Here is a 26,217-nt window from a genome sequence, read left to right as displayed (position 1 = left end):
TCCTTTGTTGGCGTCGGGCGACGCGGGGTTGTGACGAGGGGTGTAGTTAGCTGGAGCGTTCAACGATGGTCTCGGCGAAACGCACGAGAGCATCCTTGACCGGGCCCTTGGGCAGCGGCGCGAGGGCGGCCACGGCTTCGGCGGACCAGCGGTGAGCGGCGGCCAGGGTGCGCGCGGTCACCTCGTGGGCGCGCAGGGCGGCAATCGCCGCGGTGAAGTCTTCGGCGGCCGCGCCGGTGAGTTCGGCCTCGCTGTCGGTCTCGATCCGGGCCACCAGGGCGGCGGCCTCGGGGTCGGTCTCGGCCAGGCGGCGCAGGTAGATCATCGGCAGGGTCGCGACGCCCGCCCGCAGGTCGGTGCCGGGAACCTTACCGGTCTCCTCGGGGGCCGGGGAGAGGTCGATCACGTCGTCGATCAGCTGGAACGCGATGCCCACCTTCTCGCCGTACTCGACCACCGCGTCCTCATAGATTGGATCGGCGTGGCTGAAGATCACACCGGTCCGCGCCGCGGCGGCGATCAGCGATCCGGTCTTGTCCGAGAGCACCTGAATGTAGTGCGCCTCGATGTCCTCGTCCTCGCGCGGACCCACGGTCTCGTGCAGCTGGCCCAGGACCAGGCGCTCAAACGTGCTGGCCTGCAGCTGGATCGCGCGCTCCCCGAGCTCGGCCATGATCTGGCTGGCGCGGGCAAACAGCAAGTCTCCGGTGAGGATCGCGGCCGAGTTGCCCCACACGGTGTGGGCGCTGGGCACCCCGCGGCGCTTATCCGACTCGTCCATGACGTCATCGTGATACAGCGAACCCAGGTGGGTGATCTCGATCGCCTCGGCTGCCAGCACCACCTCGGGGGTCGTGCCCTCGCCCAGCTGGGCGGTGAGCAGCAGCAGCATCGGACGGATGCGCTTGCCACCGGCCTCCAGCAGGTACCGGCTCATGCTGTCGGCCACCGAGTCGGTGTACGCCAGCTGCTTTTCCAAACCGGCCTCGATGCGCACCAGCCCGGCATCCACCTCGTGGAGCAGCTTCTTGGTGGCGGGGGACGCAAAAATGCGCTCGGTGAGGCCCAGGTGCTGAGACAGACTCGTGATACGAGCCTCGGGTGCGTGATTCACCTTACCCACCCTAGCTGGCCTTGATACCGCGGTGCAGCGCGGTGATACCGCCCGTGAGGTTGCGGTATTCAACGTCGGTCCATCCGGCCTCGCGCATCCACTGCGCGAGCTCGGCCTGGGCCGGCCATGCCTGGATCGACTCGTTGAGGTAGTCGTAGGCATCGGGGTTCGAGCTAGCCAGGCGCACCAGTACCGGAGACACCCGGTGCAGGTAGAAGTCGTAGAGGCCGCGCCAGAGCTTATTCGGCGGGGTCGAGAACTCGCAGATCACCAGGCGTCCGCCGGGCTTGGTCACCCGCAGCATCTCGGCGATGGCCTGCTTGGGGTTGACCACGTTGCGCAGCCCGAAGGAGATCGTGGTGGCATCAAACTCGTTGTCGGCGAAGGGCAGCTTGGTGGCGTCGGCCTCGACAAAGCTGATCCGGTTGATGTGGCCGTAGCGACGACGCCCCTCGGCGAGCATGCCCGGGGAGAAGTCGGCGGCCACGACGCTCGCGCCGGTGCCGGCGATCGAGGCGCTGGAGGTGCCGGTGCCGGCGGCCAGGTCGAGGATCCGCTCGCCCGGGACCGCGCCGATTGCGCGGGTGGTGACCACGCGCCAGAGTCGATCATTCCCCAGGCTCAGGACGGTGTTGGTGAGGTCGTAGCGCGGAGCTACCTCATCGAACATCGCCGAAACCTGTGTGGGCGCTTTGGAAAGATCGGCCTTATGCATGCTCACTATCCTAGACACTTTCGAGCCGCGGTGTCCGCGCCCGGGCCGTGAATTCGCCCCACTCGGCGGGTGCGCCACATCTCGGCGTGTACTCATGTAAAACCGCCTAGGCTTAGAGGGTGTCCACTCCCGTTATCCCCAGGCTCCATGTCACCACTCGTGCACTGGCCGATCCGGGCACCCTGTTTGGGTTTGCCGACCGCACAAATCCGCTGATGTGGATGCGAGACGGGGCGGGAATCGTGGGCTCGGGCGTCGCCCTGCGACTCTCCACCGCGGGTGAGGATCGGATCACCGACCTGGCCACGCAGTGGCAGCAGATCGCCGAAACCGCGCGGGTTGGGGACGAGGTTGGTCTCCCCGGAACCGGGCTGGTTGCCTTCGGGACCATCGCCTTTTCGGCCGTGTCGAGCGCCGAGAGCGTGCTGATCGTGCCGCGGGTGATCGTGGGACGCTCGGGCGAGCACGCCTGGATCACCCGGGTATCGCTCGAGGGTGAACCCGCCACCGACCCCGACCTGCTGCCCGCGCGCACCCCGCTGGGCCAGAGCCTCACCGCCGACCTGGCCGAGGACCCGGCCGACGCCGAACGCCACCGCGACCTCGTCCGCACGGCCCTCGCCCGGATTCAGCGTGGGGATGTGGCCAAGATTGTGCTCGCCCGCACGGTCACCGGGCAGCTCCCGGCGGACGGCGACCGCCGCCGTCTGGCCGCCGACCTGGCCGCCGCCTATCCGCAGTGCTGGACATATGCGGTGGACGGCATGATCGGTGCGAGCCCGGAAACCCTGATCTCGGTGCGGGATGGATCGCTCTCGCTACGGGTCCTCGCCGGAACCGCCGCCCGCGGCCACGGTGCCACCGAGGATCGAGCCGCCGCCGAAACCCTGATCGAGTCCCGCAAGGACCGCGACGAACACGCGTTTGCCGTGCGCAGCGCCCTGGCCGCCCTCGCCCCGCACGCCGCCGGGCTGCACGGTCAGGACTCCCCCTTCACCCTGCGCCTGCCTAACCTCTGGCACCTGGCCACCGACATCTCGGGCCGGATCAGCGACCGCGCGAGCGTGCTCGACCTGATCCAGGCCCTGCACCCCACCGCCGCCGTGGGCGGCACCCCGACCCTCGCCGCGATCGACCTGATCAATGAGCTGGAACCCTTCGACCGCGGTCGCTACGCCGGGCCCACCGGCTGGGTGGACGCCCACGGCAACGGCGACTGGGCCATCGCCCTGCGCGGCGCCCAGGTGGATCCCGACGGACTCATCACCGCCTATGCCGGGGGCGGCATCGTCGCCGGGTCCGATCCCGAGTCGGAGTTCCGCGAGACGGGGATGAAGTTCCGACCGATTCGGGACGCCCTGTCCTAGACAGCACAGCGGTTCCGGACAACACCCGAACCCGGGATGCCCTGTCCTAGACAGCACAGCGGCAAGCGCCGCTAGCTTGCGGCCACCCCGACCGCCCAGGAGGCGTCGTCGCGCTCGCCGGTCGCCACGAAACGGCCGAGCAGGCGGGCCCGATACACCCACGGGTTGTGGCTGGCGAGGGTCCGGGCGTTGCGCCAGTGCCGATCCAGCGCACCGCCGGCGCGGATTGCCGAGGCACCCAGCGCGTCAAAGATGATCGAGGTCGCCCGCAGCGCCCCGGGGATCGCCGCAACCTGACCGGAGAACGCGGCCAGCTCGGCCGCCCCGATCGCCTCGGCCAAGGCCGTCTCGGCGGCTACGCGCTGCTCGGGGGTCGCCGCAGAGTCGGCGCGCAGGGCGTTCCGCGCCAGCGTCGCCGCCTCGGCTACTTCCAGGGCCTTCGCCGCACGCTCGGTGATCGCGTCCAGCGCGAAGCCCTGAGCCGCGGCCTCACCGACCACCTGAAGCAGCTGGGCATCCTCAACCGCGCGATCGGCGTTGCCGTGGCTGTAGGTGCGCGAGCGCGCGGCCAACTGGGCCCCGGCCTCGGTGGCCGCCGCCCGGGCCACCCCGGCGAGGGCGGCCAGGTGGAACACCTGGTAGAAGGCCAGCTGATAGCCGAAGCGCTCGGAGAAGTCGATCACGTCGGCCGGGTCCACGGCCGCCTCGGTAAAGACGGTGCCGCCGGAGGCGGTGGTGCGCTGGCCGAAGCCGTCCCAGTCATCGGTGATGACCACGCCCTCCTGGTGCACGGACACGGCCGCGATGACCTGGGTGTCCAGCTCCTCGGAGTGCGCGAGCACGTCGATCCAATCGGCATACAGGCTGCCGGTGGTGTAGAACTTTTCCCCGCTCAGGCGGGTCCCGCTCGCGTCGGAGCGCAGCCGGGTGCCCAGCTCGCCGCGCACGCTCGATCCGATCTCGGTCCAGGCATTGCCCACCAGATCTCCGCGCAGCGTGCGGTCGATCCACAGCGCGCGGGACTCGGCGTCCGGGCTCACCAGGCGGTCCTCGATGAACGCGAAGTGCCCACGCAGGGCCTGCTCGATATTGGAATCGGCGGCGGCCAGGTCGGCCAGGAGCGCAAACAGCCCGGTCAGGCTCACCCCGAACCCGCCCTCGGCGCGCGGTACCCGCAGGGCACCAAACCCGGCGTTGGCCAGCGCACGAATCTCTGCGGTGGGCAGGCCGCGATCCCGGTCGCGGGCCGCGGCCCCCTCGGCGATCCGGGCGAAGATCGGGGCGAAGACCCGGGCCGGATCGGCATCCGGGGCGATGGCGATGCGGGGACGAACGGGCGAGGTCTGGAGGAGGGTCATGCGCGGCCTTTCACGTGGGGTGCCTCCACGCTAGCCGCGGGTGCGGCGGCGCCGGTCGAGTGTTTCTCAACATGACGCCGCCGCGCGGTGCTAGACCGTGCTGGCGAGCAGGGCCGCGCGCGCCTCCTCGACGTCGTAGGTGGCCGCGGGCCACTGCGGATCGATCTCCGAGAGCACGTCCACCAGCAGGTGCTGCACGGCCACGCGGGCGTACCACTTGTTGTCGCCGGGGACCACGTACCAGGGCGCGTAGTCGGTCGAGGTGCGGGTGAGCGCGATCTGGTAGGCCTCCTGATAGTCGGGCCAGACCTCGCGCTCGGTGATGTCGTTAGGGGTGAACTTCCAGTGCTTATCCGGACGGTCCAGACGGTCAAGCAGGCGCTTCTTCTGCACGTCGGGGCTGATCTGCAGCATGATCTTGATGATCCGGGTGCCCGAGTCCACCAGCTCTCGCTCGAACTCGTTGATCGCCTCGTACCGACGCTCGATCTCCTCGGGGGACGCCAGCTCGCGTACCCGTCCGATCAGCACGTCCTCATAGTGCGAGCGGTCAAACACGCCAATCTTGCCGTCGGCGGGAACCTGCTTGTGGATGCGCCACAGGAAGTCATGCGAGAGCTCCTCGGCGGTGGGCTTCTTGAACGAGGCGAGCTGCACCCCCTGCGGGTCCACGGCACCCACGACGTGGCGGACGATCCCGCCCTTGCCCGCGGTGTCCATGGCCTGCAACACCAGCAGGACCGAGTCGGTGGCCCCGGTGGTGGCGGCGGCGTGGAGGCGTTCCTGAAGGTCGCTCAGGGTGTCAACCACCCGGGCGAGCTCGGCGACGCCGGCTTTTTTACCGCCCTTGAATCCGGGGGTGGAATCCGTTTCGACCGAGTCGAGGCGGAATCCGGGACCCACCCGGAGGACGTGCTGAGGATCTTCGGACCAGGCTTCGGAGTGGAATGACATGTCCACATTGTGCACCCCGTCGCCGCGGCGCACCAGACCCACCCGGGAATTTGCCCCCGACCGGGGTACGGCGCACCGGTTCGCCCACGGAATCGTCGGGTACGGCGCACCGATTTGCCCCCGGGCTCGTCGGGTACGGCGCACCGATTTGCTCCCGGGCTCGTCGGGCACGAGCGCGGGCGCAATCGCGTTCGGCACCGCGGTGAGCTCCGGGCCCCGGCTAGTTGCGGGTGAGTGCCACCTCGATCAGCACGGGGCCGGTCGTGGGCGTGGTGAGGGCCTGGTCCAGGTCCGCGCGGGTGGCCGCGCGGCGATACTCCCAGCCATAGGCCTCGGCCAGAGATTCGAGCCGAACCTCCTGCGGGGTGAACAGCACCCGCGCGGCGAGTGCCGGCGCTGCGCTCTGGGACACCTCGAGGTTGTCGAAGATCGTCCCGCCCCCGTCGTTGCCCACGATGATCTGGATCCGCGGCACCTGCTCGCCGGGAACCCGCAGCATCCCGCCCACATCGTGCAGGAGGGTCAGATCGCCGATCACCACCCGGGTCACCCCGGTCTCGGATTCGGCCTGCTGGGCCAGCGCGATTCCCGAGGCCGTGGCCACGGTTCCGTCGATTCCGGCCAGCCCTCGGTTGGCAAACACCGAGAGTTTCTTGCCCGGCACGTGCTCGTCGGCCACGCGGATCAGGCGCGAGGCACCAAACACCAGGCGATCATGCGGCCAGGTTGCCCGCCACACGGACTCCACCAGCAGCCGGCGATCCAGGGCCGCGCGAATGGCCTGGAACTCCCCGCGCACGTACGCCAGGCGGGTGGCCGGGTCGTGGGAGTGCGCGGCTTCCAGGTCCGGGGCCACATCGGTTGAGCGTTCGGCCGTCAGCTCGCGGGCGGCGACCACCCAGTGACCCAGCCAGTCGCGGTCGACCGGTCCCGGTTCGACATTCAGGCTCGCGGCCCGGTGGGCGTTATGCCCGGGATCAAACAGCTCGGTATCGGGTTCGGAGACCACCCAGGTCTCCACGTTTTCGCGGCGCAGCAGCGCGGGCACCTGACGGCTCAGCGTCGGCTGCCCGAAGACGATGACCCGCTCGATCAGCCCGCCGTGATCGGGGGAATCCAGGAGCTCGCGATACGGCACGATCAGCGCGCGGCCATATCGGCTGCCGCTGGATACCTCGGCGATCAGCGGCCAGCCGCCGTGGTGCGCGAGATCCTCGGCACCGGGACCGGCACCGTTTCCGGCGATGACCACGGTGCGTGGGCCGCGCGGCAGCACGTGCGCGGGTACCGCGGAGGGGGCGGCACCGGATGCCTTCTCGGCCGTGATCTCCGCCGCGGCCGGAGCGGCGGACCCCGATGTGTCCCGGTCGGCGGCACCGAGCACGGATTCCGCGGTCTCGGCCTGCTCGGTCAGATCGGCAGAGCTCGGCACGTCCGGCACCTCCTGCGCGTCCGGCACCTCCTGCGCGTCCGGCACCGGAACGGTCGCCTCCTCCGCCAGCGCGCTGGAGAGCGGCTCGCGGAATCCCACGTTGAGCTGCACCGGTCCGGGCACGGCACCGGCGGCCGCGGCAAACGCGGTCCGGGCATGTTCGGCCGCCCGCGCGGTCTCGTCTCGGGAGGCGTTCGGGGCGTCCTCATCCAGGCTCAGCCGGGTCGCCGCACCAAACAGGTGGGCCTGCGCGGTGGTCTGGTTGGAGCGGATACCCCGCAGCTCCTCGGGGCGGTCGGCGCTCAGCACGATCAGCGGGATGTGTGAGTGATGGGCCTCAAGGACGGCGGGATGGAGGTTCGCCACGGCGGTTCCGCTGGTGACCACGATCGGTACCGGCAGTCCGGTTTCGGCCGCCAGGCCGAGTGCGAGGAACGCCGCCGAGCGCTCATCGATCCGTACCCGGAGACGAATCTGCTCGGCCGCCTCGGCCTCGGCAAATGCCAGCGCCCAGGCCTGCGAGCGTGAACCGGGGCACACCACCGCGTCACGGATACCCAGGCGAATCAGCTCGGCAACCAGACCCCGCGCGTACATGCTCGCGGGGGAATCTCCAGCGCTCATCGACGCGGCTCGGAGTCCGAACCGGGCTCGTCATCGGAGTTCTTACCGTCGCGGGGCCCAAAGACGTCGGGGTGATCCAGCTCGGTCTCGGCGTCGAGGGCGGCGAGCTCCTCCTCCAGGCGGCGGATCCGCTCGTCCTGCTCGCTCACCCGGCGCAGGTCGCCGAGGAAGGCGGGGTCATCATCCGGAGTGCGGGGCTGCGGGGCGGCACCTCGGGCCCGACCGATCGTGTACCAGAGCACCAGACCGGCAACCGGGAGCAGCAGAATCACCACCAGCCAGACGGGCTTGGAGAGCCCGCGGATGCGGCTGTTTTCGCGCATCGCGCAGTCCACGACGGTGTAGACGGTGGCGACAACAAAAACCACCACGAGGGCAAAGAGGATCCTGGGCATGGCTCCTATGCTACCGGGCGTACCCGGGAACGGGCAGCCGTTTGGCGTGCGGTTCCCTCCGGGCGGAAATACTCAGCTTGGGCGACGTAGACTGGTCGGGTGAAACCCCTGCAATCCGTAATCGTGTTTACCATCCTGCGCCTGCTGGCCTTTGCCGTGCCGCTGGCCGCGCTGCTCCTGCTCGGGATCGAGCCGATGTGGGCGGCCGTCGCCGCCGCCGCGCTCGGATTCGCGATCTCGCTGGTGTTCCTGCGTACCCCGCGCGAGCGGGTGGCCGGGTCGCTGTATGAGGCGCGTCACCCCGTGCACGGCGAGGATGAGGACGTCGAAGACGACTACCTGGACGACGAGGATGCCCTGCTCGACCAGGACGAGGACGAGACTCCGGCCGCCGCCGCACAGTCCGCCGAGAAGGCCGTTGAAAAGGCCGCCGAGGAATCCCAGCCCGCCTCGACCGAGGAGACCCCCGCAGACGACGCGGTCCCGGCCACGGTTCCCGCCGCGGACACCGCCCCCGGCAAGTAGCCACCCCAGACCACAAAACCGCCCGGATCGATCACGATCCGGGCGGTTTTTTATGTGCGGTGCCTAGAAGGCCAGGCCAAATCCGAGGGTCAGGCCGAAGATCAGCTGCAGCACGCCGGTGAGCTTGAGCACCAGCACAAACTCGCGGGCGGTCTTGCCGGTGAGCACGATGATGATCGCCGGGATCATCACCAGCAGGCTGAACAGGGTGACCCACACCAGCGGGATGAAGATCGCCAGCCAGATCGCCAGGCCCAGGGCCAGCAGCAGGAGCACAACATAGCTGACCCGAGTCGCGGTGCCGCCTATGCGCACCGAGAGGGTGCGCTTACCGGCGATCTTGTCCTGCTCGATATCGCGCAGGTTGTTGACCATCAGGGTGGCCACGGCGATGAAGCCCACGGCAATACCCCCGGCAATCGCCGGCTGGGTGACCGCGCCGATCTGCACAAAGGTGGTGCCCAGGGTGGCAACCAGCCCAAAGAAGATGAACACAAACAGCTCGCCCAGGCCCTGATAGCCATAGGGTCGCTTGCCGCCGGTGTAGTACCAGGCGGCCACGATGGCCAGCACGCCGACGATCAGCAGCCACCAGATACCCGAGATGATGACCAGTGCGAGGCCGGCCACCGCGGCGATCCCGAAGAAGGTCATCGCCACGGCGAAGACCCTGCGTGCGGGGGCGCGGCCGCTGCCCACCAGGCGGGACGGGCCCACCCGGTGCTGGTCGGTGCCGCGGATGCCGTCGGAGTAGTCGTTGGCGAAGTTCACGCCGACCTGCAGGGCAATCGCGATCACCAGGCACAGCAGCGCCCGCACCCAGTGGTACACACCGGGGTCGGAGGCAAAAATGGCCGCGCCGGTACCGATGGCCACCGGGGCCACCGCCATCGAGAGGGTGAACGGACGGGCCCCATTGATCCAGTCCCCCAGGCGTGCCTTGGGGATTTCCTGAATCTCACGGGCTGCGGGGTTCCCGCTTTTCCCGGTGCCCTTGGGCGTGTTACGCAGGGGCTTGTGTGCGCTGGTGCGCGACGGGTTGTTGGCCAACGGTTCCTCCAGAGTGTCTGCCACGAATCATACGACATGCACCGTTAACGGGCGCGGGATTGTGTTCAGGTGCGCGCGGCGAGGGCGCGGCGGTCGGGTTTTCCGGATGCCAGCAGCGGCATCTCGGGCAGCAGGATGATCGCGCGGGGCCGAGCCTCGCGGCCGATCTGCTCCGCACAGGCCGCGCGAATGCGCTCGAGTCTGACTTCGGGATCGGCATCCGGCACCGCGGTGAACACCACGGGGACCTGGCCCCAGCGCTCATCCGGGGCGGCCACGGCGACGGCATCCTCGAGCCCCGCGTCGCGCGCGACCCGGTCGATCCGGTCCAGGCTCACGTTGATCCCGCCGGAGATCAGCACGTTGTCGATCCGCCCGTGCACCGCCAGCACCCCGTCCACGATCTCGCCGGTGTCCCCGGTGCGCAGCGCTCGTTCGGTGTCTTCGGTCGCCTCGGCAAACGCCGCATCGGTGCGGATGCTGTCCCATGTGCCGTCGGCGGCGAGATAGCCGAGGGCCAGCAGCGGGCCGGAGAGCCGGATCTCCCCCGCGATAATCGCCGCGCTCACCCCCGGCAGCGGGACGCCGTCATACACACAGCCGCCTCCGGTCTCGCTGGCGCCGTAGGTACGGACCAGGGTGACCCCGGCCGCCCGCGCGCGCTCGCGCAGGGGTTCGGGGATCGCCTGACCCCCCACCAGCACCGCATCAAACTCGGCCAGCACGTCGGAGTGATCCAGCACGCGCTGCACCTGCGTGGGCACCAGCGAGACGTACCGTCGACCCAGCGCCCGCGTGAACATCAGCCGCGAATGCGCCTCGAACACGGCCGGGTCAAAGGGCCCCGGCGGCAGGTAGGCGGGGGTGGTTCCGGCCAGGTGTGAGCGCACCAGGACCTGCAATCCGGCGATGTAGTTGCCCGGCAGCGCCGAGAGCCAGGTCCCCGGTCCGCCAAGCACCCGCTCGGTCGCCCGGGCCGAGTGCAGCAGCGCGTGCCGCGAGTGGGCGATGCGCTTGGGAATCCCCGAGGACCCCGAGGTTTCGATCACCACGTCGACCCCGGCGGGCACCGTGGGGTTCGTCTCCGCCGGCAGCTCCGGTCCGGCCACCGGCAGGAGCGCCGGACCGATACCCGCGAGCATATCCGCCACCGCGTCGGCAAAGGCCTCGCGGTCGGTGGCGGAGACGTAGCGGGCGGGCACCTGCTCGGTCACTAGTACTGCCAGGGGTAGGGCGACCAGTCGGGGGCGCGCTTTTCCAGGAACGAGTCGCGTCCCTCCACGGCCTCATCGGTGCCGTAGGCCAGGCGGGTGGCCTCGCCGGCAAAGACCTGCTGCCCCACCATGCCGTCATCCACCGCGTTGAAGGCGAACTTGAGCATGCGGATCGCCGTGGGCGACTTGGTCAGGATCGTCCGAGCCCAGGCCAGGGCCGTGGATTCCAGCTCGGCGTGGGGCACAACCCGGTTGACGGCACCCATCTCATAGGCCCGCTGGGCCGAGTACTCCTCAGCGAGGAAAAAGACCTCGCGGGCGAACTTCTGCCCGATCTGGCGCGCGAAATAGGCGCTGCCGTAGCCCGCGTCGAACGAGCCCACGTCGGCGTCGGTCTGCTTGAACTTGCCGTGCTCGGCCGAGGCGATGCTCAGGTCACAGACGACGTGCAGCGAGTGTCCGCCCCCGGCGGCCCAGCCCGGGATGACCGCGATGACAACCTTGGGCATCATCCGAATCAGGCGCTGCACCTCAAGGATGTGCAGGCGGCCCGAGCGGGCGGTGTCCTGCACGGCGGTCTCCGAGTCGGAGTACTTATAGCCGTCGCGGCCGCGGATGCGCTGGTCGCCGCCCGAGCAGAAGGCCCAGCCCCCGTCCTTCGGGCTCGGTCCGTTGCCGGTCAGCAGCACCACACCGATCCGGGAGTTCTGCCGCGCATCATCCAGCACCGCGTAGAGCTCATCCACCGTGCGCGGACGGAACGCGTTGCGCACCTCGGGCCGGTTAAACGCGATGCGCGCCACCTGCCCGTGTACATCGTGGTGGTAGGTGATGTCGGTGAGTCCCTCAAAACCGGGGACATCGCGCCACGCAGACTCGTCAAACAGATCGGAAACATGCATGTCTCAAGCATAGAACGCCGCGCACGGGATTACCCGTGCGCGGCGTTCGGTGCGCCCGGTGAGTGGGTTAGCTGGCGCAGACCTTCGAGTACTCGGCACCCGAGGCCTTGTCGGCGGTCAGGAACTTCTCCATGGCGTTCATCACGCTGACGCCGTCGGTGGACGCGGCCACCTCGGTGTTGAGGGTCTTATAGGCCGCGGCCATGGGGTCGAGGGCCTTCTTGACGTCCTCGTTTTCGACCTTCTTCTGCAGGGCGGTGAACTTGTCCACTACCTTGGCGGTCGCGGCCTTGGTGTCATCGGGGTTGCTGGCGGCCGACATCATGACGGTCTGCATGTCCTGGGTCAGCGAGGACAGTGCCTTATCGGTGGACGCACAGGCGTCGGCGGTGCTGGGCCCGCTCGAGCAGGCGGAAAGGCCGATAGCCAGCAGCATGGTGGTGCCAACTACGGCCGAACGACGAAGTGAAATACGCATGAAAATGAGCGCTCCTGAGTGTGAATTGCGAAGTTGGAGGCGTTGTGAGCCCCTCTTTGCAGGCTACGAAATTTGTTCAGTGGTTCGAAATCGACACGCCCGGGAACCCGCCCCTCACCCGCACCACGGCACCGCGTTCGCGGTGCCGTGGTAACCGCATACGCAGCGAGCCCCCGCCCACCAGAAGTGGACGGGGGCTCGAAGCGGACGGGACTACTTCGAGCAGACCTTGCCGTAGTCGGCACCCACGGTCTGGATGTCGCCGGCGACGGCCTGGATCTCGGTGAGGGCCTCGGTAGCCGAGGCGGGGTCACCGGTGATCTTCTCCATGGCTGCGCCCAGGCGACCAAAGGCGTCCACCATCGGGTCAACAACCTTCTTGACGTCGGCGTTCTGCACCTTGGTGGAGGTCTCCTTGAGCTTTTCGGAGACGGTCTTCAGGGCGGCGATTGCCTGGCTCGGGTCGGTGGCCGCGTTGGTCATGGCGGACTGAACGTCGGTGCCCACCGCGTTCATCTCGGTTTCGATCAGCGCGCAGGCCTCGGCCACGGTCTGAGTCTTGGGCGCCTCCGACGCCTTTCCGTCCGCATTTCCCCCGGCGGAACAGGCCGAAAGGCCCAGGGCAAGAAGCATGGTGGCGCCGGCAACGGCCGCGCGACGAGCAGTGATACGCATGAAAACTCCAGATTTTATTGGTGCAAAAATCGGGGTGCTGTAATTCCCCCCTCGCAGACTACTGATATCCAAAGACATTTGTCATGCTCAAACGGGCGGCAAACTACTATTGTTATCAGCTCGTACTCCGGCGGATGCGGTCCCTAGGCCGCGCAGAGCTTGGAATAGGCGGTGTTGGCATCGGTGAGCGAAACCATCGCCGGCCCATAGGATTCATCGGTCGCGTTCTCGGAGTCCTTGGCATTTTCCTTGACCACGGTACTCACGTCCTTGATCGCCGCGGACAGCGCGTCCACCGACTTCTTGACCTCGGGATTCTCCACCTTGTCCGCGGTGGCCGAGATTTTGCCGGACAGTTTCGCCAGCTGCTCCCCACCCTCGGCGAGATCAGTACTGGCGGCCGTGAGCCCGGAGCCGATATCGCTCAGATGGGTGGTCATCTCGGACTTGATCACCGCACACGCATCGGGAACGCTCTGTTCGGCGCTGCACGCCGAAAGCCCCAGGGCGAGCACGAGGGCGGTACCGGCGGTGAGGGTCTGACGAAGGGAGGGTCGCATGATGTGAGGGATTCCAATGTGTTGAGGGCATGGGGTCGGGGCGATATGTCGCTCCCCGGCAGGCTATCCAGTGCCGGCCATGCGCAATTGAAATCCGCCGCTCCTGCACGATGAGCTGTCGGATAACAGGTGGAATCTACCCGGCGGTCGGCGTGACACCGTCCCCCGCCGCGGTTCCGCCGCCGATCACCGCGCGCAGGGCGTCGGCGATCTCGGTCTCCCCGTCCACAAACGGGATCGTGTGGCCGGCGGTCTCCGGGGCATGAATGACATCGGCCGCGACCAGCGCCACGTTGGCTCGGCTCACCGGGCCGCGGGTCCCGGTCACCGTAATCCTGCCGGTGGATTCCTCATCCGTGAGGGCACCGGGGGCCAGGACCGTCCAGTCCAGATCCTGACGGCGCAGGTACTCATCGGCCGCCGCCTTGGCCTCGGCGTAGGCGAAGAAGGAGTCCTCGGGATCAACGCCGTGATCGAGGCGCGCACCCTGATAGGACACCATGACAAAACGACGAGTTTCCAGGCGCAGGGCCGCATCAATCGTGCGAATCGCCGCGTCGCGGTCCACCGCATAGGTGCGCTCGGGGCTGCCCCCACCGGCACCGGCCGACCAGACGATCATGTCAAAGCCACGCAGCAGGTCTTCGATCTGCCAGATCACGAGGGTCTCGATATCGGCCACGACGGCGCTGGCTCCGGTGGCCTCGACATCGGCAACGTGATCCGGATTCCGGACAACACCGGTGACCTGGTGACCGCGGTTAACAAGAATCTGTTCGAGGTGGAGGGCTACCTTGCCGTGTCCCCCGATGATGGCAATAGCTGACATGCGCTCACGCTAGCACGTCGGATCGGCGGCGCGCGAGTACCCGGGCAGAGAGGTGTTATGGTTTATAAGTAAGACTTATTCGCATAATTCAGTGAATCATGTCGGATGTAATGAAGCGCCCGAATACTGGAGGTCATCGATGCCCACGTCCCCACCGCCCCTGATCGTGATGGGAGTGTCGGGCTCCGGCAAGTCCACCATCGGCATTGCCCTGGCCCGGAGTTTTGGGATTCCCTTCGTGGATGGCGACGACCTGCACCCCGCGCACAATCGGGACAAGATGGCCGCGGGCCAGCCCCTGAACGACGAGGACCGGGCCCCCTGGCTGGAAATCATCGCCGAGCGGGTACGCGATGATCTGGCCGCCGGCACCCCTATCGTGGTGGCCTGCTCGGCCCTCAAGCGGCGCTATCGCGACCAGCTCGTGCGGCTCACCCCGAGCACCGTCCTGATTCACCTGGTGGGTGATCGCGCGCTGATCGCCGCCCGCCAGGCCGGACGTAACCACGAGTACATGCCCAACAGCCTGCTGGACTCCCAGTTCGCCGCGCTCGAACCGCTCGAGGAGGGTGAGCGCGCGTTTGAGGTGAGCCTGGACCAGACGCCCGAGCAGATCCTCGCCGAGATCCACACCCGGTTGGCCGCGCTGACCGGTGAGACCGTCCCCGCCTCCGAAACCGCGCCGACGCCGGCATCCGCATCGGCACCCGCCGCCGTTTCCGAAACCGTTCCCGAAACCGAGGAGTCAGCATGAGCACCCTGTTTGATCTGACCGGCCGCCTGGCGCTGGTCACCGGATCCAGCCGCGGCATCGGCCGCAGCATCGCCGAGGGCCTGGCCGACGCCGGCGCGACGTTGGTTCTGCATGGCCGGGACGCAACCACGCTCGCCGAAACCGAGGCCGCATTTATCGCCCGCTTCGGTGCCGATCGCATCCACGCGATCGCGTTCGACATCACCGATGAGGACGCGGTGAACGCTGGCATCGCCGATATCGAGTCCCGCATCGGCGCCATCGATGTGCTGGTTAACAATGCCGGCATTCAGCACCGCGAGCCGCTGGTGGAGCTGGACCGCGCCGACTGGGATCGGGTGATCGCGACCAACCTCACCTCGGCGTTCCTGGTGGGCCGCGCCGTCGCCCGGCACATGCTGCCCCGGCGTTCGGGCAAGATCATCAATATCGCCTCGGTGCAGACCGATCTGGCCCGCCCCACCCTCTCGGCCTACACCTCGGCCAAGGGTGGCATCCGCAACCTCACCCGGGCGATGACCGCCGAGTGGGCCGGCTCCAACATTCAGATCAACGCCATCGCCCCGGGCTATATCCACACCGATATGACCCAGAAGCTCGTGGATGATCCGCAGTTCAACGGCTGGATTCTCGGCCGCACCCCGGCCGCCCGCTGGGGCACCCCGGCGGATCTGGCCGGTCCGGCGATCTGGCTGGCGTCTTCGGGATCGGACTTTGTGAACGGACAGGTCATCTTCATCGATGGCGGAATGACGGTGGTGGTTTGATGACACGCGAAAACCTGGGTGTTCTGGCCCATGCCAAGGAAGATCTGCGGATCGAAACCCTTCCCGAGCCCACCCCCGCCGCCGATCAGGCGGTCATCGAGATCGCGTACGGCGGGATCTGCGGATCGGACCTGCACTACTGGACCCACGGGGCGGCCGGGGAATCCATCCTGATCGATCCGCTGGTGCTCGGTCACGAAGTGGTGGGTACGGTACTGCACGCGGCCGCCGATGGGTCCGGCCCCGCCGTCGGCACCCCGGTTGCCGTGCACCCCAATACCCCGCATGCCGTGGACGGCATACGCTATCCCGAGGATCGGCCAAACCTGGCCCCGGCCTCGACCTATCTGGGCAGCGCCGCGCGCCACCCGCACACCGACGGGGCCTTCGCCCGCCGGGTTGCACTGCCGGCCCGCATGCTGCGTGTCCTCCCCGCGGGCCTCACACTGCGCGCCGCCGCACTGGTGGAACCAGCCTCGGTGGCCTGGCACGCGGTGTCCCGCGCCGGCGAGGTGACCGGTAAGTCGGTGCTGGTGATCGGTACCGGTCCGATCGGCGCGCTGGCGGTTGCCGTGCTTAAGCGAGCCGGGGCCGCCCACATCACCGCGGTGGACCTGCACGAGAAGCCGCGGGAGATCGCGCGGGAACTCGGGGCCGACGCGACCCTGGACGCCACCGATACCGAGGCCATCGCCGCGGTGCAGGCGGACATCGTGATCGAGTCCTCGGGGAACTGGCGCGGGCTCGCCTCGGCGGTGCGCGGCGCGACCCGCGGTGGCCGCGTGGTCATGGTGGGGCTGCTGCCCTCGGGGGAGCAGCCGGCGCTGATCAGCCTGGCCATCGTGCGCGAGCTTGAGCTGGTGGGTTCGTTCCGCTTCAATGACGAGATCGATGAGGTGATCGCGGCCCTGGCCGACGGCTCGCTGCGCATCGATCCGGTGATCACCCATGAGTTCCCGGTGGAGGATGCGGCCGAGGCCTTCGCCGTGGCCCTGGATTCGTCCACCAGCGGCAAGGTGCTGCTGGCGTTCTAGCCCCGGACAGGGATCGGGTCGGTGATCTTCACCGACCCGATTCTTGTCTGGTGTGGTCCGGCTATCCCAGCGTCCCGGGCAACGGGGTGCGTGCGGTGCGCGGCTCCTCGGCCCAGATGTGCTCCACCTCGGCCAGGGTGCGACTCATGATCGCGTCCATCGCCGCGCGGGCCCGCTCGGGATCGCGGCCCTGGATGGCCACGGCCACATCGATGTGGAGCTGCAACGCATCCTCGTGCGGGTGTTTGGGCATCAGACCCAGTCGGGTACGACCGCGCAGCACCGCGCCGATCATCCCCGACATGGCCGCAAACATCTCATTGCCACTGGCCCCCAGCACCAGCGCGTGGAACTGAATGTCGAGATCCTGGAAGGATTCCAGGTCGCCGGCGCGGCCAATCGAGCGCATCCGCGCGGCGATCTGCAGCAGCCGCTCGGCCACCGCATCGGGCGCATGCCGGGCCGCAAGTTCGGCGGCGGCGGGCTCGACGCTGCGACGCAGTTCGGTGAGCGAGCGTAGCTGGGCTCCGCGGCCCGTTCCGGACAGGCGCCAGGCGATCAGCTGGGGATCCAGCACCCGCCAGTGATCCTCGGCGAGCACCCGGATGCCCAGGCGTCGCACCGATTCCACCAGACCCAGCGACTGAAGCACCCGAACGGCCTCGCGGATCACCGAACGGCTCACCCCGAGTTCGGCGGCCAGATCGGTGGCGAGGACGGCGGAACCCGCGGGCAACTCGCCGGCAATGATGCGCCGTCCGAGCTCTTCCACCGCGCGATCATGCAGGCTTGAGGACATGCCCCCAGACTATCGGGCGCCGCGCGGATACCGCCGTCGTTCAGTAAACCGGAGCACAATAGGGATATGCCCTACTCCGCCGCAGAGGTTTCCGTGACCGACATCCTGGCCACCGCTCACGTCGTGGATCTTCCGCTCAACATCCGCTTCCGCGGCCTGCTGCGCCGCGAGGCCCTGGTGTTTGAGGGGCCGCGCGGGTGGAGCGAGTTCTCCCCGTTTGTCGAATACGAACCCGCCGAGGCGCGCACCTGGCTGGATGCGGCCATCGACTTTGCCTACGGGCCCGAGCCCGAGCTGCTGCGTACCGAGATTCCGGTCAACGCCACGGTGCCCGCGGTGGCTGCCGAGGCGGTGCCCGGGGTGCTCGCCCGGTTCCCCGGCTGCACCACCGCCAAGGTGAAGGTGGCCGAGCGAGGACAGACCCTGGCCGAGGACGTGGCGCGGGTTGCCGCCGTGCGCTCGGTTCTCGGCCCCGCGGGCAACATCCGCGTGGATGCCAACGGCGGTTGGAGCGTGGCGGAGGCGGAGGCGGCGCTGGCTGCCCTCGCGCCGTTTGGACTGGAGTACGCCGAGCAGCCGTGCGCAAGCGTGGCCGAGCTCTCGGCGCTGCGCACACGCATCGCGGGGCTCGGGGTGCGTATCGCCGCCGATGAGAGCGTGCGCAAGGCCGAGGATCCGCTGGCGGTCGCCCGGGCCGGGGCCGCCGATCTGCTGGTCATCAAGGCACAGCCGCTGGGTGGGATCGCCCGGGCCCGCGAAATCGTGTCCGCGGCGGGCCTCCCGGTGGTGGTGTCCAGCGCGCTGGACACCTCGGTGGGACTCTCGATGGGCGCTCGGCTGGCCGCCTCGCTGCCCGAGGTCTCGTTCGCGTGCGGCCTGGGTACCGCGGCACTCCTCGCCGCGGATGTAACCGATAACCCGCTCCTGCCCGAGCACGGGACCATCCACACCGAGCGGATCACCGTGAACCCGGACCTCCTGGTGCGCCATGCCGCGAGCCCCGAGCGGCGTCGGTGGTGGCTGGATCGGGTGCGCGCCTGCGCCGCCGTCGCCTAGACGGCGGCGAGGTGGTGGACGCTCCTATTTCTTGGCGAAGCAGAGGGCGTCATAGGCGTCGTGGAACTTTCCCGCCAGCCCCTCCATCGCCGCGGATTCGGGGTAGTACCCCTGCAGGCCCGCGGATCCATACTTATGCAGCAGGACCGCCTGGGTGGAAAAGTACAGCTTGAGGTCCTTAATGGTGTCCTTCACGGGCTGCGATTCCATCGAGTCGATGCCCTCCTGATACTTTTCCACGGCCTGATCCATCAGGTCTCCGGCGCGCTGGGGGTCGCTGTCCACCAGCGACTGGGCCTCGGTCAGGAGCGGGGCGGTGTCCGTCTCCAGCTGTCCCAGGGTAAAGGCGCAGTCGGCGGCGATGGCCTTCCGCTGGGCGGCGGAAACATGCGTGCCGGGAGCCGGGCTGGCGGCAACAGAAGGCGAGGTTTCTCCCGCCGCAAGCTTCGCGGAAGGCGAGGTGTCCGAGCCCGTGCTCGGGGTGGCCCCGGGGGCACATGCGGTCAGGGCGAGCATCAGCGCGGCTCCCGCCGCGAGTGATGCACAGGTGGTTTTGAACGGTCTCACGCGTATCCATTTCTGATCACGGCGGCCCCCAAACCGACCACCCCATCGGTGCAGGCTATCAGCGTCAAACCGGACCGCCACACAGTACATCCCCAGCGACGGCGCCGGTTCGCGGGGAAACGCCGCACCGCCGCGGTGCCCCAGCACCAAAATGCCCACCGAACTGGGGGTGGAAGCGGGAAATCTAAAACTGAGCAACCACTTGGAATATTAGATGTGATCTTGAATCCAGGTGATCGCCGGAAAATACTTGAATAAGCCGCGTCATGAAATGGCCGAGCCCCGATCTAGTTGGTTGTACGGGGCAGCAACACATCGGCCGCAGCTCCGCCCCGTACAGACGTGAATGCCCGGGGAGGTATTCATGCCGCGGAGAGGGTGGGCACTGGGGAGTGCACAACATCCCCCTCTCCGCGGGCTTTTACCCCACCCCGCTCGGTTCCCCCGCCGAGACACCCACCCGAGGTTCATCATCCTTGAATAGCGAAACCCCCTCCCCCGACGACTCCGAGCTTCTTGACGCCGCGCGCGCCGGAAAAGAGGAGGCGTTTACCACCCTCTGGACGCGCCATGCGGAAGCCGGAAAGCGCGCCTCCCGAGCCATCTCCCGCTCGTTCGACGCGGACGATGTGGTGTCCGAGGCCTTCACCCGCATCATCGCCACGGTCAACCGCGGCTCCGGTCCCCACGACGCCTTTCGCCCCTACCTATTTGCCACCATCCGCTCGGTCATCGCCCGCTGGGGTGGTCGACAGCACGAGGTGAACGTGGACCAGCTGGAGGTTATCGGGGATCTGAGCGCCGATATGACCTCGCAGGAATTTGATCGTCAGCTCATCATTCGAGCGTTTGCGACGCTGCCCACCCGCTGGCAGGAGGTGCTCTGGTACTCGGAGGTTGAGGGAAAGCGTCCACGCCAGATCGCTCCGCTCATCGGCGTGAGCGCCAACTCGGTGTCGGCGCTGGCCTATCGCGCGCGCGAGGGGCTGCGCCAGGCGTGGATCCAGGAGCACTTTGCGATCCTCCCGCCCGAGAGCGAGCACCGCTGGGTGGTGCAGCGAATCGGCGAGTACAGCCGCGATGCCCTGGGTGCGCGGGATCGTGCACGCTTTGATGCCCATATCGACGAGTGCGCGTCCTGCCGCGCGCTCGTGGCCGAGGGACGTGAGCTCGCCGGTATCCTGCGGATCGTCCTGCTCCCGGCGCTGATCGGGGCGGGGGCGGCCGCGTATCTCGCGGGGAGTTCGTCGAGCTCGGCGGTCGCCGCCGTCGCCGCCCTGCGACACAGCAAACCGGCCATGACGATCACCACCACCGCCGCGGCCGGCGCACTCGTGGCGGCCGGGATCGTCGGCGTGACAATGCTCCCCAAAAATTCGCCACCGCCCGCCGTCTCGGCGCAGCGTCTCGGGCGGGCGCTGCCTAGCACTCCGCCGAACCCCGACTCGACGCTGCCCACGGTGCCCGAAAACCCGACCCCCGATCCGACGAGCGATCCCGATGGTGTGCTGCTTCCCCGGGTAGGGATACCGGTACCGGGCGCGCCTGCCGGCCCCGTCGCCGTGGCACCGGCACCCGCTCCGGATATCGCCACCACCCCCAACCCCACGCCGATCCCGACGCCGTCGCCCATACCGCCCACGACGGGCACCCCGGAGGCACCGAAAATCACCCGGGTCGATGATGGCGACGGACTACTCTGGCCGATGGTGAGCGGCCGGGCCAAACCCGCCGCGACCGTGCACCTCACCGGTCCCGGTGTGGACGTCGAGGTGGTGACCGAGGCCGATGGTGCCTGGAGCACCGCCCAGCTGGAACTTCCGGCCGGCACCTCGGAGCTGCGGGTCAGCCAGAGCATCGAGGGGCTCACCTCGACCGAGACGACGCAGACGGTGTCCCTGGAAACCCCCGAACGCCCCACCGTGCGCTGGGACCCGGCCTGGGGAATCACCGCGATCATCCACTCCCGGCCGGCCACCTCGGCCGTGCTGACCATCGATCCGCTGGGTACCCGGCCGATCACCGGAGGCACCGACGGGGTCACCGAAACCCCGCTCTCTATCCCCGCCTCACTCAACCGGGTGACCCTGAGCGCGCACTATGAATCGGGTGATCGGCGCGGACCCACGAGCCCCGCCACCGTGGTAATCACCCAGTAACGTACCCCGGACGATAAAGACGCGGGTAACGCCCTAAGAGCCCCACCACCATGGTGATCACCCAGTAACGTACCCCGGACGATGAAGAGGCCGCTAGCCTCCTAGGAGCCCGGGCACAGGGTACCGAGTTTGCCGACCCCCGCACTTTGTTCCTCACGCAATTTGACGACTTCGGGGCGGTCTGGGTTGAGCGCATCGGCACCGTTGGCGTGTACGAGTGAGGCGAGCGTTGAGAACTGTGCGGTGTACTCGGCAGAGGCCGCCTTCACCTCTTCATTGGTGATTGACTCATTCACCTCGTTCATCCGCGTCACAATCTCGTCCAACGCCTTGCCCGCTTCCTCGGGTTGGGTGGCGATCATATTAGGGACCAGCGCGAAATCGTCCATCGTTTGGCGCAGGGTATCCTTCACGCGCGAACAGGCCTCTTCTACCGTCATCGCGGCCGGCTTTGCCCGTTCGTCCTGACTCGAGGCAGACGCGGTTGGGCGCGCCGATGATGCGTCGTTTTTGGCACCGTTTTCCGAGGCGCATCCGGTCAGCACTAACGCTACCGACACACTCGCCACTATCGTTCGAAAAACACTCACTTGCAGTTTCATTGCGTACTCATTTCTGATTACGGCAGCCCCCCATAAAATGGCTACCCCCTAACGAGGCACGCTACCAGAAACGACGGTGATGTATCGGGCGGAGAGACGCGAAAGCCTCGTCCCACAGCACGCGGGACGAGGCTCACGCCAGTATGAATGACGCTTAGGCTCCGGGGCAGAGCTGAGAGAACTTCGAGGGGCCCGCGTCCTTCGCCGCCTGGAGGGTCGCCACCTCGGGGTTGTCGGGGTTCAGCGCGTTCTTGCCATACTTGTGGACCATCGAGGCGAACACCCTCATCAGGTCGAGTTCCTCGGTGGCCGCCGACTTCACCTCTTCATTGGTGACCTCGTTGATCGAGGCCGCCAGGCGGTCAACCACGCCGTCGATACTCTCCCCCGCTCGCTGCGGGTCGGTAAAGAGAAGTCCCAGAACCGCGGTGTAGTTCTCATCGTCCGCGGCCTGAACCGTCTGCACGATCGAGCAGGCCTCGGGCACGCTCTGTGCGGGGATGGTCGGGGTTTCCGAGGGGGTGGGTTCGGCCGAAACCGCCGCGGGCTTGGGGGACGCAGATTCGCTCTTCTCGACCCCGGCCGCCGAACATCCGGCGAGGGTGAGCGCCAAGACGGTGCCCGCCACGATCGTTGCGAGCATCTTCTTCTGCAGTTTCACGCAGTTTCCATTCGTTAATCGGGGAGATCCCGGTTGTCGGGTACCGATGCAGAGTATCAGTACCGGCGACTCCCGGGCCCCCGGAAAAACACATCACCCCGCGCAGTGCATGCGCGGGGTGATGTGTGTGGTGCGGAGGCTTACAGACCCGAGTAGGCGTGCAGTCCCTTGAAGAACAGATTCACGATGGTGAAGTTGAACAGCACCGTGACGGCACCGATCATCGACAGCCAGGCCGCGCGGTTTCCGCGCCAGCCGCGGGTAGCGCGGGCGTGAATGTATCCGGCGTAGACCACCCAGATGATGAAGGTCCACACCTCCTTGACGTCCCAGCCCCAGTACCGGCCCCAGGCGGCCTCGGCCCAGATCGCGCCGGCGATCAGGGTGAAGGTCCAGAGGATGAAGCCGATGATGTTCACGCGGTAGGACAGGTTGTCCAGGCGCTGCGAGCTGGGCAGGGTCGCCATGAAGCGGAAGCGCTTGGCCGACAGGGCGGTTCCGGCGGCCTCGCGGCGAGCCTGGATCAGCTGCAGGGCGGTGAGCGCAAAGCCGAGGAAGAAGAATCCGGTTCCGGTGGTGGCCACAAACACGTGGATCACCAGCCAGGCCGACTGCAGTGCCGGCGGTAGCGGGGCAACCTCGATGTAGAAGTTCAGCGAGGACAGACCCAGCAGGATCACGATCAGGCCCATGATGAAGGCACCGAGGAAGCGCAGGTCCACCCGGGTCAGGATGATCAGGAAGACGGCCACGATCACGGCGGTACCGGTCATCGCGAACTCGTACATGTTGGCCCACGGCACGCGGCCCGCGGCCACGCCACGGGTCACGACGGCGGTGAGGTGCAGCAGGAAGCCGAGGATCGACAGGGCCACACCGATCCGCAGCGAGATCGACCGGGACGCGGTGACCGTGCCCGAGTGGTCCTCTTCCAGGGTCAGGGTGCCACCGGCCGGGCGGCCGGGACGAGCCTTACCGGCACCGGCCGAACCGACAGTCGCGGAGGCGAGAGCCTTCACCGCGACGGGTTCACCGGCGGCCGCGCGCTCGGCGGCGGCTGCCTTCTCGGCGGCCTCGTCGGCGGCGGCGGCGACCTCGGCGCTTCGGCGCGCCAGGTCAAAGGCGAATGCCACGAAGGCGATCGCATACAGCGCGATTGCCGACCACAGGGCATATACGGAGATCAGATCAAGTGTCACGCTTCTACGTTACCTTCCCGGGCCTCATCGGGGACTGCCCCGAGGGCTCGAATATGCCGTTCGGCAATATTGTCCACGGCCTCACGCAGGCCGGGGTCTTCTCCACGGGCCAGGCCCGCGTATTCCATCAGGACGGTGCCGTCGGCACCCTCGGTTGCCTTCACCCACACGCGGCGGCGCGGGATGAACAGCGAGGTCAGCAGGCCCAGCAGGATCAGACCGGCGAAGATTCCCACCCACACCTGGGTCGGATCGCGGTGAATATCCATCGAGGCGAAGCGGGCGACCGAGCCCGCATAGTCATCCTTCTTGGGGTGGGGGTTGACGTTTTCAAACGTGATCGTCCCCAGCCCATCGGGCAGGTTCTGGGTCTGGCCGGGCATGAGCTTGAGCGGCGCGGTGCCACCCTCCTTCTTACCGATGGTGCGGCCGGCGATCTCGGTCATCTTGTCGGTGTCCAGCGAGTAGACCGACTTCGGCACACCGTCGTTGATGCCCAGGTCACCCGAGTAGACGTTGAGGCTCAGGGTCGGGTAGATCAGGTCGGGATAGTTCGAGGCGAACGCCCCGGAGGTCTGTTCGACCGCGGTGGGATAGAAGAAGCCGATCATACCGATCTGCTTGGCCAGCCCGTCCGGAATCTTGATGACACCCTGCGAGGTGAGGTTGGTGTCCATCGGCAGGAACGGGATCGAGTCGGTGAAGACCACGTTGCCCTCGGGATCGCGCACGGTCACCTTGGGCGCGTAGCCGTTACCCAGCAGGTAGACGTTGGTGCCGTCGATACGCAGCGGCTGGTTCACCTTGATCTGGTGCTTCTCGGTGTCGCCGTCCACGTCCCGCGAGGTGACGTGGGCGGTGTAGTCGATGGCCTGACCGTAGGCGTTGATGTTCTTGGTTTCGTACTCCACGTCAAACTTGTCGAGCTTGAGCGAGTAGGGGGGCAGCGACTCGGTGTCCACAAAGCGACCCGGGTTGAAGGAGTTGAAATCGACCAGCGAGTTGACGAAGGTCTGGCCCTCGACCACCACCTTCTGCCCCGCATAACCGAAGCCGCCACCAAAGCCGACGGCCACCAGGACCAGCACCAGGGCCGAGTGGAAGAGCAGGTTTCCGGTCTCGCGCAGGTATCCACGCTCGGCGGACACCGAGGCTACACCGTCCTTGCCGGTGTAGATTTCGGTGCGGTAGCCCGACTTCTTCAGCAGGTCCCGGGCAGCGGTGATCGCCTCGCCGGTGCTGCCACCGGACAGGTTCTGCTCGCGGTGCACCGCGAGCCGGTTGAGCCGGGCAGGTGTGCGCGGCGGGCGCTGACGCATCGCCTGATAGTGGTGCTTGGTGCGCGGGATGATGCAGCCGATCAGCGACACAAACAGCAGCAGGTAGATCGCCGAGAACCACGCCGAGCTGTACACGTCGAACATCTGGATCTTGTCCAGGACCGGTGCCAGATCGGGGTTGTCGCGGAAGTACTGGATCACCCCGTTGGGGTCCGAGCTGCGCTGCGGGACCAGGGATCCGGGCACCGCGGCGATCGCCAGCAGCAGGAGCAGCAGCAGCGCGGTGCGCATGCTGGTGAGCTGACGCCACGCAAAGCGCAGCGCCCCCACAAACCCCAGCTTGGGGGCGTTAATCGGGGCGTCGGGCTCACCCTGAGGTGAGCTCGCGTCTACGTAATCAGATGGCCGGGTCAAAGCCTGCAATCACCGAACCTAGGCTAGACATCAGTTGACCCCATAGTCCGGTGACCATGAGGAGTCCGATGAGAACGAGCAGAACGCCACCGGCGATGTTAATCACGCGAATATGACGCTTGAGGAATGTAGTGGCACCGGCCATCCAGCCGAAGCCGAGGGCTACCAGGATGAAGGGCAGTCCGAGGCCGATGCAGTAGGCGATCGCCAGGATCACCGCGCGACCCACGGTGCCCGAGTTGTACCCCAGGCTGAGGATCGCGGTGAGGGTCGGGCCGAGGCAGGGCACCCAGCCGACTGCAAACACGATGCCGAGCAGCGGGGCCCCGACGAGGCCGGTGGCCGGGGTCCAGGAGGGCTTCCACTCACGCTGGAGGAAGCTGACCTGACCCACAAAGGCCACGCCCATGATGATGATGACCACGCCGAGGATGCGGGTGATGATCCCGCTCCACTCCACCAGGAAGACCCCGGCGGCACCGGCGACGATGCTCATCAGCACAAAAACGACGGTAAAGCCGAGGACAAAGAGGATCACCCCGAGCAGCAGGCGACGACGCTCCCGCGCCGGACGCTCGCCGCTCTGCGGGGCCATGCCGCCGACATAGGCCAGGTAGCCGGGAACCAGCGGCAACACACACGGCGAGGCAAAGGACACCAGGCCGGCCAACAGCGCCAGGGGAATGGCGACCAGGAGGCCGCCGTCCCCGATGATTTGACCGATATTCATCCG

At 67.6% G+C, this 26,217-nt stretch carries 27 protein-coding genes; 7 read left to right on the top strand and 20 right to left on the bottom strand.

All coding sequences use genetic code 11. The features are described 5' to 3' along the window. Positions 1 to 46 precede the first annotated feature (46 nt). Positions 47 to 1,114 (bottom strand): polyprenyl synthetase family protein, encoded by a 1,068-nt coding sequence (locus tag IE92_RS0114480; protein WP_030149221.1) that lies wholly within the window; start codon positions 1,112 to 1,114, stop codon positions 47 to 49. 10 nt (positions 1,115 to 1,124) lie between these two features. Next, positions 1,125 to 1,829 (bottom strand): demethylmenaquinone methyltransferase, encoded by a 705-nt coding sequence (locus IE92_RS0114475; protein ID WP_030149220.1) that lies wholly within the window; start codon positions 1,827 to 1,829, stop codon positions 1,125 to 1,127. Positions 1,830 to 1,948: 119 nt separating this feature from the next. On the opposite strand from IE92_RS0114475, the gene IE92_RS0114470 reads away from it, so the two are divergent. Next, on the top strand, positions 1,949 to 3,196 hold the full coding sequence (locus IE92_RS0114470; protein WP_030149219.1) for an isochorismate synthase: 1,248 nt from the start codon (positions 1,949 to 1,951) through the stop codon (positions 3,194 to 3,196). A gap of 71 nt (positions 3,197 to 3,267) precedes the next feature. Here the strand turns inward: IE92_RS0114470 and IE92_RS0114465 are convergent, their stop codons facing one another. The 4 genes from IE92_RS0114465 to IE92_RS0114450 all read right to left on the bottom strand — a co-directional run bounded on the left by IE92_RS0114465 (position 3,268) and on the right by IE92_RS0114450 (position 7,959). After that, entirely contained in the window at positions 3,268 to 4,554 is a 1,287-nt protein-coding gene (locus tag IE92_RS0114465) for an acyl-CoA dehydrogenase family protein (RefSeq protein ID WP_156027591.1), read from the bottom strand. 90 nt (positions 4,555 to 4,644) lie between these two features. After that, positions 4,645 to 5,508, bottom strand: a complete 864-nt coding sequence (locus tag IE92_RS0114460; RefSeq protein ID WP_030149217.1) for a polyphosphate kinase 2 family protein — start codon at positions 5,506 to 5,508, stop codon at positions 4,645 to 4,647. 220 nt (positions 5,509 to 5,728) lie between these two features. Then, the gene (gene menD, locus IE92_RS0114455) at positions 5,729 to 7,564 is read right to left on the bottom strand and encodes a 2-succinyl-5-enolpyruvyl-6-hydroxy-3-cyclohexene-1-carboxylic-acid synthase (protein ID WP_030149216.1); all 1,836 of its coding nucleotides are present in this window, start codon (positions 7,562 to 7,564) and stop codon (positions 5,729 to 5,731) included. Next, on the bottom strand, positions 7,561 to 7,959 hold the full coding sequence (locus tag IE92_RS0114450) for a PLD nuclease N-terminal domain-containing protein (protein ID WP_030149215.1): 399 nt from the start codon (positions 7,957 to 7,959) through the stop codon (positions 7,561 to 7,563). The genes menD and IE92_RS0114450 overlap by 4 nt, the downstream gene beginning before the upstream one ends. A 99-nt stretch (positions 7,960 to 8,058) precedes the next feature. On the opposite strand from IE92_RS0114450, the gene IE92_RS18795 reads away from it, so the two are divergent. Continuing rightward, positions 8,059 to 8,484, top strand: a complete 426-nt coding sequence (locus tag IE92_RS18795; protein ID WP_043322257.1) for a DUF4229 domain-containing protein — start codon at positions 8,059 to 8,061, stop codon at positions 8,482 to 8,484. A 63-nt stretch (positions 8,485 to 8,547) separates the two neighbouring features. On the opposite strand, the gene IE92_RS0114440 is transcribed toward IE92_RS18795, so the two are convergent. From IE92_RS0114440 to IE92_RS0114410, 7 genes are all read right to left on the bottom strand, one after another. Continuing rightward, positions 8,548 to 9,534: a 1,4-dihydroxy-2-naphthoate polyprenyltransferase gene (locus tag IE92_RS0114440; RefSeq protein WP_370581457.1), complete on the bottom strand. Its 987-nt coding sequence runs from the start codon at positions 9,532 to 9,534 to the stop codon at positions 8,548 to 8,550. Between the two features lie 65 nt (positions 9,535 to 9,599). After that, positions 9,600 to 10,748, bottom strand: coding sequence for an AMP-binding protein (locus IE92_RS0114435; protein ID WP_245601310.1), 1,149 nt, complete (start codon positions 10,746 to 10,748; stop codon positions 9,600 to 9,602). Then, positions 10,748 to 11,650, bottom strand: coding sequence for a 1,4-dihydroxy-2-naphthoyl-CoA synthase (locus IE92_RS0114430; RefSeq protein ID WP_030149211.1), 903 nt, complete (start codon positions 11,648 to 11,650; stop codon positions 10,748 to 10,750). Before IE92_RS0114430 ends, IE92_RS0114435 begins: the two co-directional genes overlap by 1 nt. Positions 11,651 to 11,717: 67 nt before the next feature. Further along, the gene (locus tag IE92_RS0114425) at positions 11,718 to 12,128 is read right to left on the bottom strand and encodes a hypothetical protein (RefSeq protein WP_030149210.1); all 411 of its coding nucleotides are present in this window, start codon (positions 12,126 to 12,128) and stop codon (positions 11,718 to 11,720) included. 213 nt (positions 12,129 to 12,341) lie between these two features. Continuing rightward, positions 12,342 to 12,803, bottom strand: coding sequence for a hypothetical protein (locus IE92_RS16870; protein WP_043322256.1), 462 nt, complete (start codon positions 12,801 to 12,803; stop codon positions 12,342 to 12,344). 143 nt (positions 12,804 to 12,946) lie between these two features. Beyond that, entirely contained in the window at positions 12,947 to 13,363 is a 417-nt protein-coding gene (locus tag IE92_RS0114415) for a hypothetical protein (RefSeq protein WP_030149209.1), read from the bottom strand. A 136-nt stretch (positions 13,364 to 13,499) separates the two neighbouring features. Next, the gene (locus IE92_RS0114410; protein WP_051701996.1) at positions 13,500 to 14,192 is read right to left on the bottom strand and encodes an SDR family oxidoreductase; all 693 of its coding nucleotides are present in this window, start codon (positions 14,190 to 14,192) and stop codon (positions 13,500 to 13,502) included. Positions 14,193 to 14,331: 139 nt separating this feature from the next. On the opposite strand from IE92_RS0114410, the gene IE92_RS0114405 reads away from it, so the two are divergent. Genes IE92_RS0114405 through IE92_RS0114395 form a run of 3 tightly spaced genes read left to right on the top strand, consistent with a single transcriptional unit; the run spans position 14,332 to position 16,747 of the window. After that, complete coding sequence (locus IE92_RS0114405; protein WP_211250799.1) at positions 14,332 to 14,946, top strand: gluconokinase; 615 nt, start codon at positions 14,332 to 14,334, stop codon at positions 14,944 to 14,946. Continuing rightward, a complete protein-coding gene (locus IE92_RS0114400) occupies positions 14,943 to 15,713 on the top strand; it encodes an SDR family oxidoreductase (protein ID WP_030149206.1) in 771 nt (256 codons plus the stop codon). The genes IE92_RS0114405 and IE92_RS0114400 overlap by 4 nt, the downstream gene beginning before the upstream one ends. Then, complete coding sequence (locus IE92_RS0114395; protein WP_030149205.1) at positions 15,713 to 16,747, top strand: L-idonate 5-dehydrogenase; 1,035 nt, start codon at positions 15,713 to 15,715, stop codon at positions 16,745 to 16,747. Before IE92_RS0114400 ends, IE92_RS0114395 begins: the two co-directional genes overlap by 1 nt. 61 nt (positions 16,748 to 16,808) lie before the next feature. Here the strand turns inward: IE92_RS0114395 and IE92_RS0114390 are convergent, their stop codons facing one another. Further along, positions 16,809 to 17,546 carry a FadR/GntR family transcriptional regulator gene (locus IE92_RS0114390; protein ID WP_051701995.1) on the bottom strand — a complete coding sequence of 246 codons (738 nt, stop codon included), beginning with the start codon at positions 17,544 to 17,546 and terminating at the stop codon, positions 16,809 to 16,811. Between the two features lie 66 nt (positions 17,547 to 17,612). Here IE92_RS0114390 and IE92_RS0114385 point away from each other — a divergent pair, with 66 nt between their 5' ends. Beyond that, positions 17,613 to 18,602 carry an o-succinylbenzoate synthase gene (locus IE92_RS0114385; protein ID WP_030149203.1) on the top strand — a complete coding sequence of 330 codons (990 nt, stop codon included), beginning with the start codon at positions 17,613 to 17,615 and terminating at the stop codon, positions 18,600 to 18,602. 24 nt (positions 18,603 to 18,626) lie between these two features. On the opposite strand, the gene IE92_RS0114380 is transcribed toward IE92_RS0114385, so the two are convergent. Further along, positions 18,627 to 19,169, bottom strand: a complete 543-nt coding sequence (locus tag IE92_RS0114380) for a hypothetical protein (protein ID WP_030149202.1) — start codon at positions 19,167 to 19,169, stop codon at positions 18,627 to 18,629. Positions 19,170 to 19,645: 476 nt separating this feature from the next. On the opposite strand from IE92_RS0114380, the gene IE92_RS17490 reads away from it, so the two are divergent. Then, complete coding sequence (locus IE92_RS17490; protein WP_030149201.1) at positions 19,646 to 21,328, top strand: sigma-70 family RNA polymerase sigma factor; 1,683 nt, start codon at positions 19,646 to 19,648, stop codon at positions 21,326 to 21,328. 101 nt (positions 21,329 to 21,429) lie between these two features. On the opposite strand, the gene IE92_RS18445 is transcribed toward IE92_RS17490, so the two are convergent. The 5 genes from IE92_RS18445 to IE92_RS0114350 all read right to left on the bottom strand — a co-directional run bounded on the left by IE92_RS18445 (position 21,430) and on the right by IE92_RS0114350 (position 26,214). Next, positions 21,430 to 21,930 (bottom strand): hypothetical protein, encoded by a 501-nt coding sequence (locus IE92_RS18445; protein WP_156027589.1) that lies wholly within the window; start codon positions 21,928 to 21,930, stop codon positions 21,430 to 21,432. Positions 21,931 to 22,084: 154 nt separating this feature from the next. Further along, the gene (locus IE92_RS0114365; protein WP_030149199.1) at positions 22,085 to 22,591 is read right to left on the bottom strand and encodes a hypothetical protein; all 507 of its coding nucleotides are present in this window, start codon (positions 22,589 to 22,591) and stop codon (positions 22,085 to 22,087) included. A gap of 140 nt (positions 22,592 to 22,731) precedes the next feature. Continuing rightward, positions 22,732 to 23,790, bottom strand: a complete 1,059-nt coding sequence (gene ccsB / locus IE92_RS0114360; protein ID WP_030149198.1) for a c-type cytochrome biogenesis protein CcsB — start codon at positions 23,788 to 23,790, stop codon at positions 22,732 to 22,734. Continuing rightward, positions 23,787 to 25,484, bottom strand: coding sequence for a cytochrome c biogenesis protein ResB (gene resB, locus IE92_RS0114355; RefSeq protein ID WP_030149197.1), 1,698 nt, complete (start codon positions 25,482 to 25,484; stop codon positions 23,787 to 23,789). Before resB ends, ccsB begins: the two co-directional genes overlap by 4 nt. Further along, complete coding sequence (locus IE92_RS0114350; protein ID WP_030149196.1) at positions 25,468 to 26,214, bottom strand: cytochrome c biogenesis CcdA family protein; 747 nt, start codon at positions 26,212 to 26,214, stop codon at positions 25,468 to 25,470. The genes resB and IE92_RS0114350 overlap by 17 nt, the downstream gene beginning before the upstream one ends. Positions 26,215 to 26,217: the final 3 nt, after the last annotated feature.

The organism is Mycetocola saprophilus, assembly GCF_000718085.1.
GTDB lineage: Bacteria > Actinomycetota > Actinomycetes > Actinomycetales > Microbacteriaceae > Mycetocola > Mycetocola saprophilus.
Note: the sequence above shows the minus strand (reverse complement) of the source record. Positions and strands in the feature narration are given on the sequence as shown.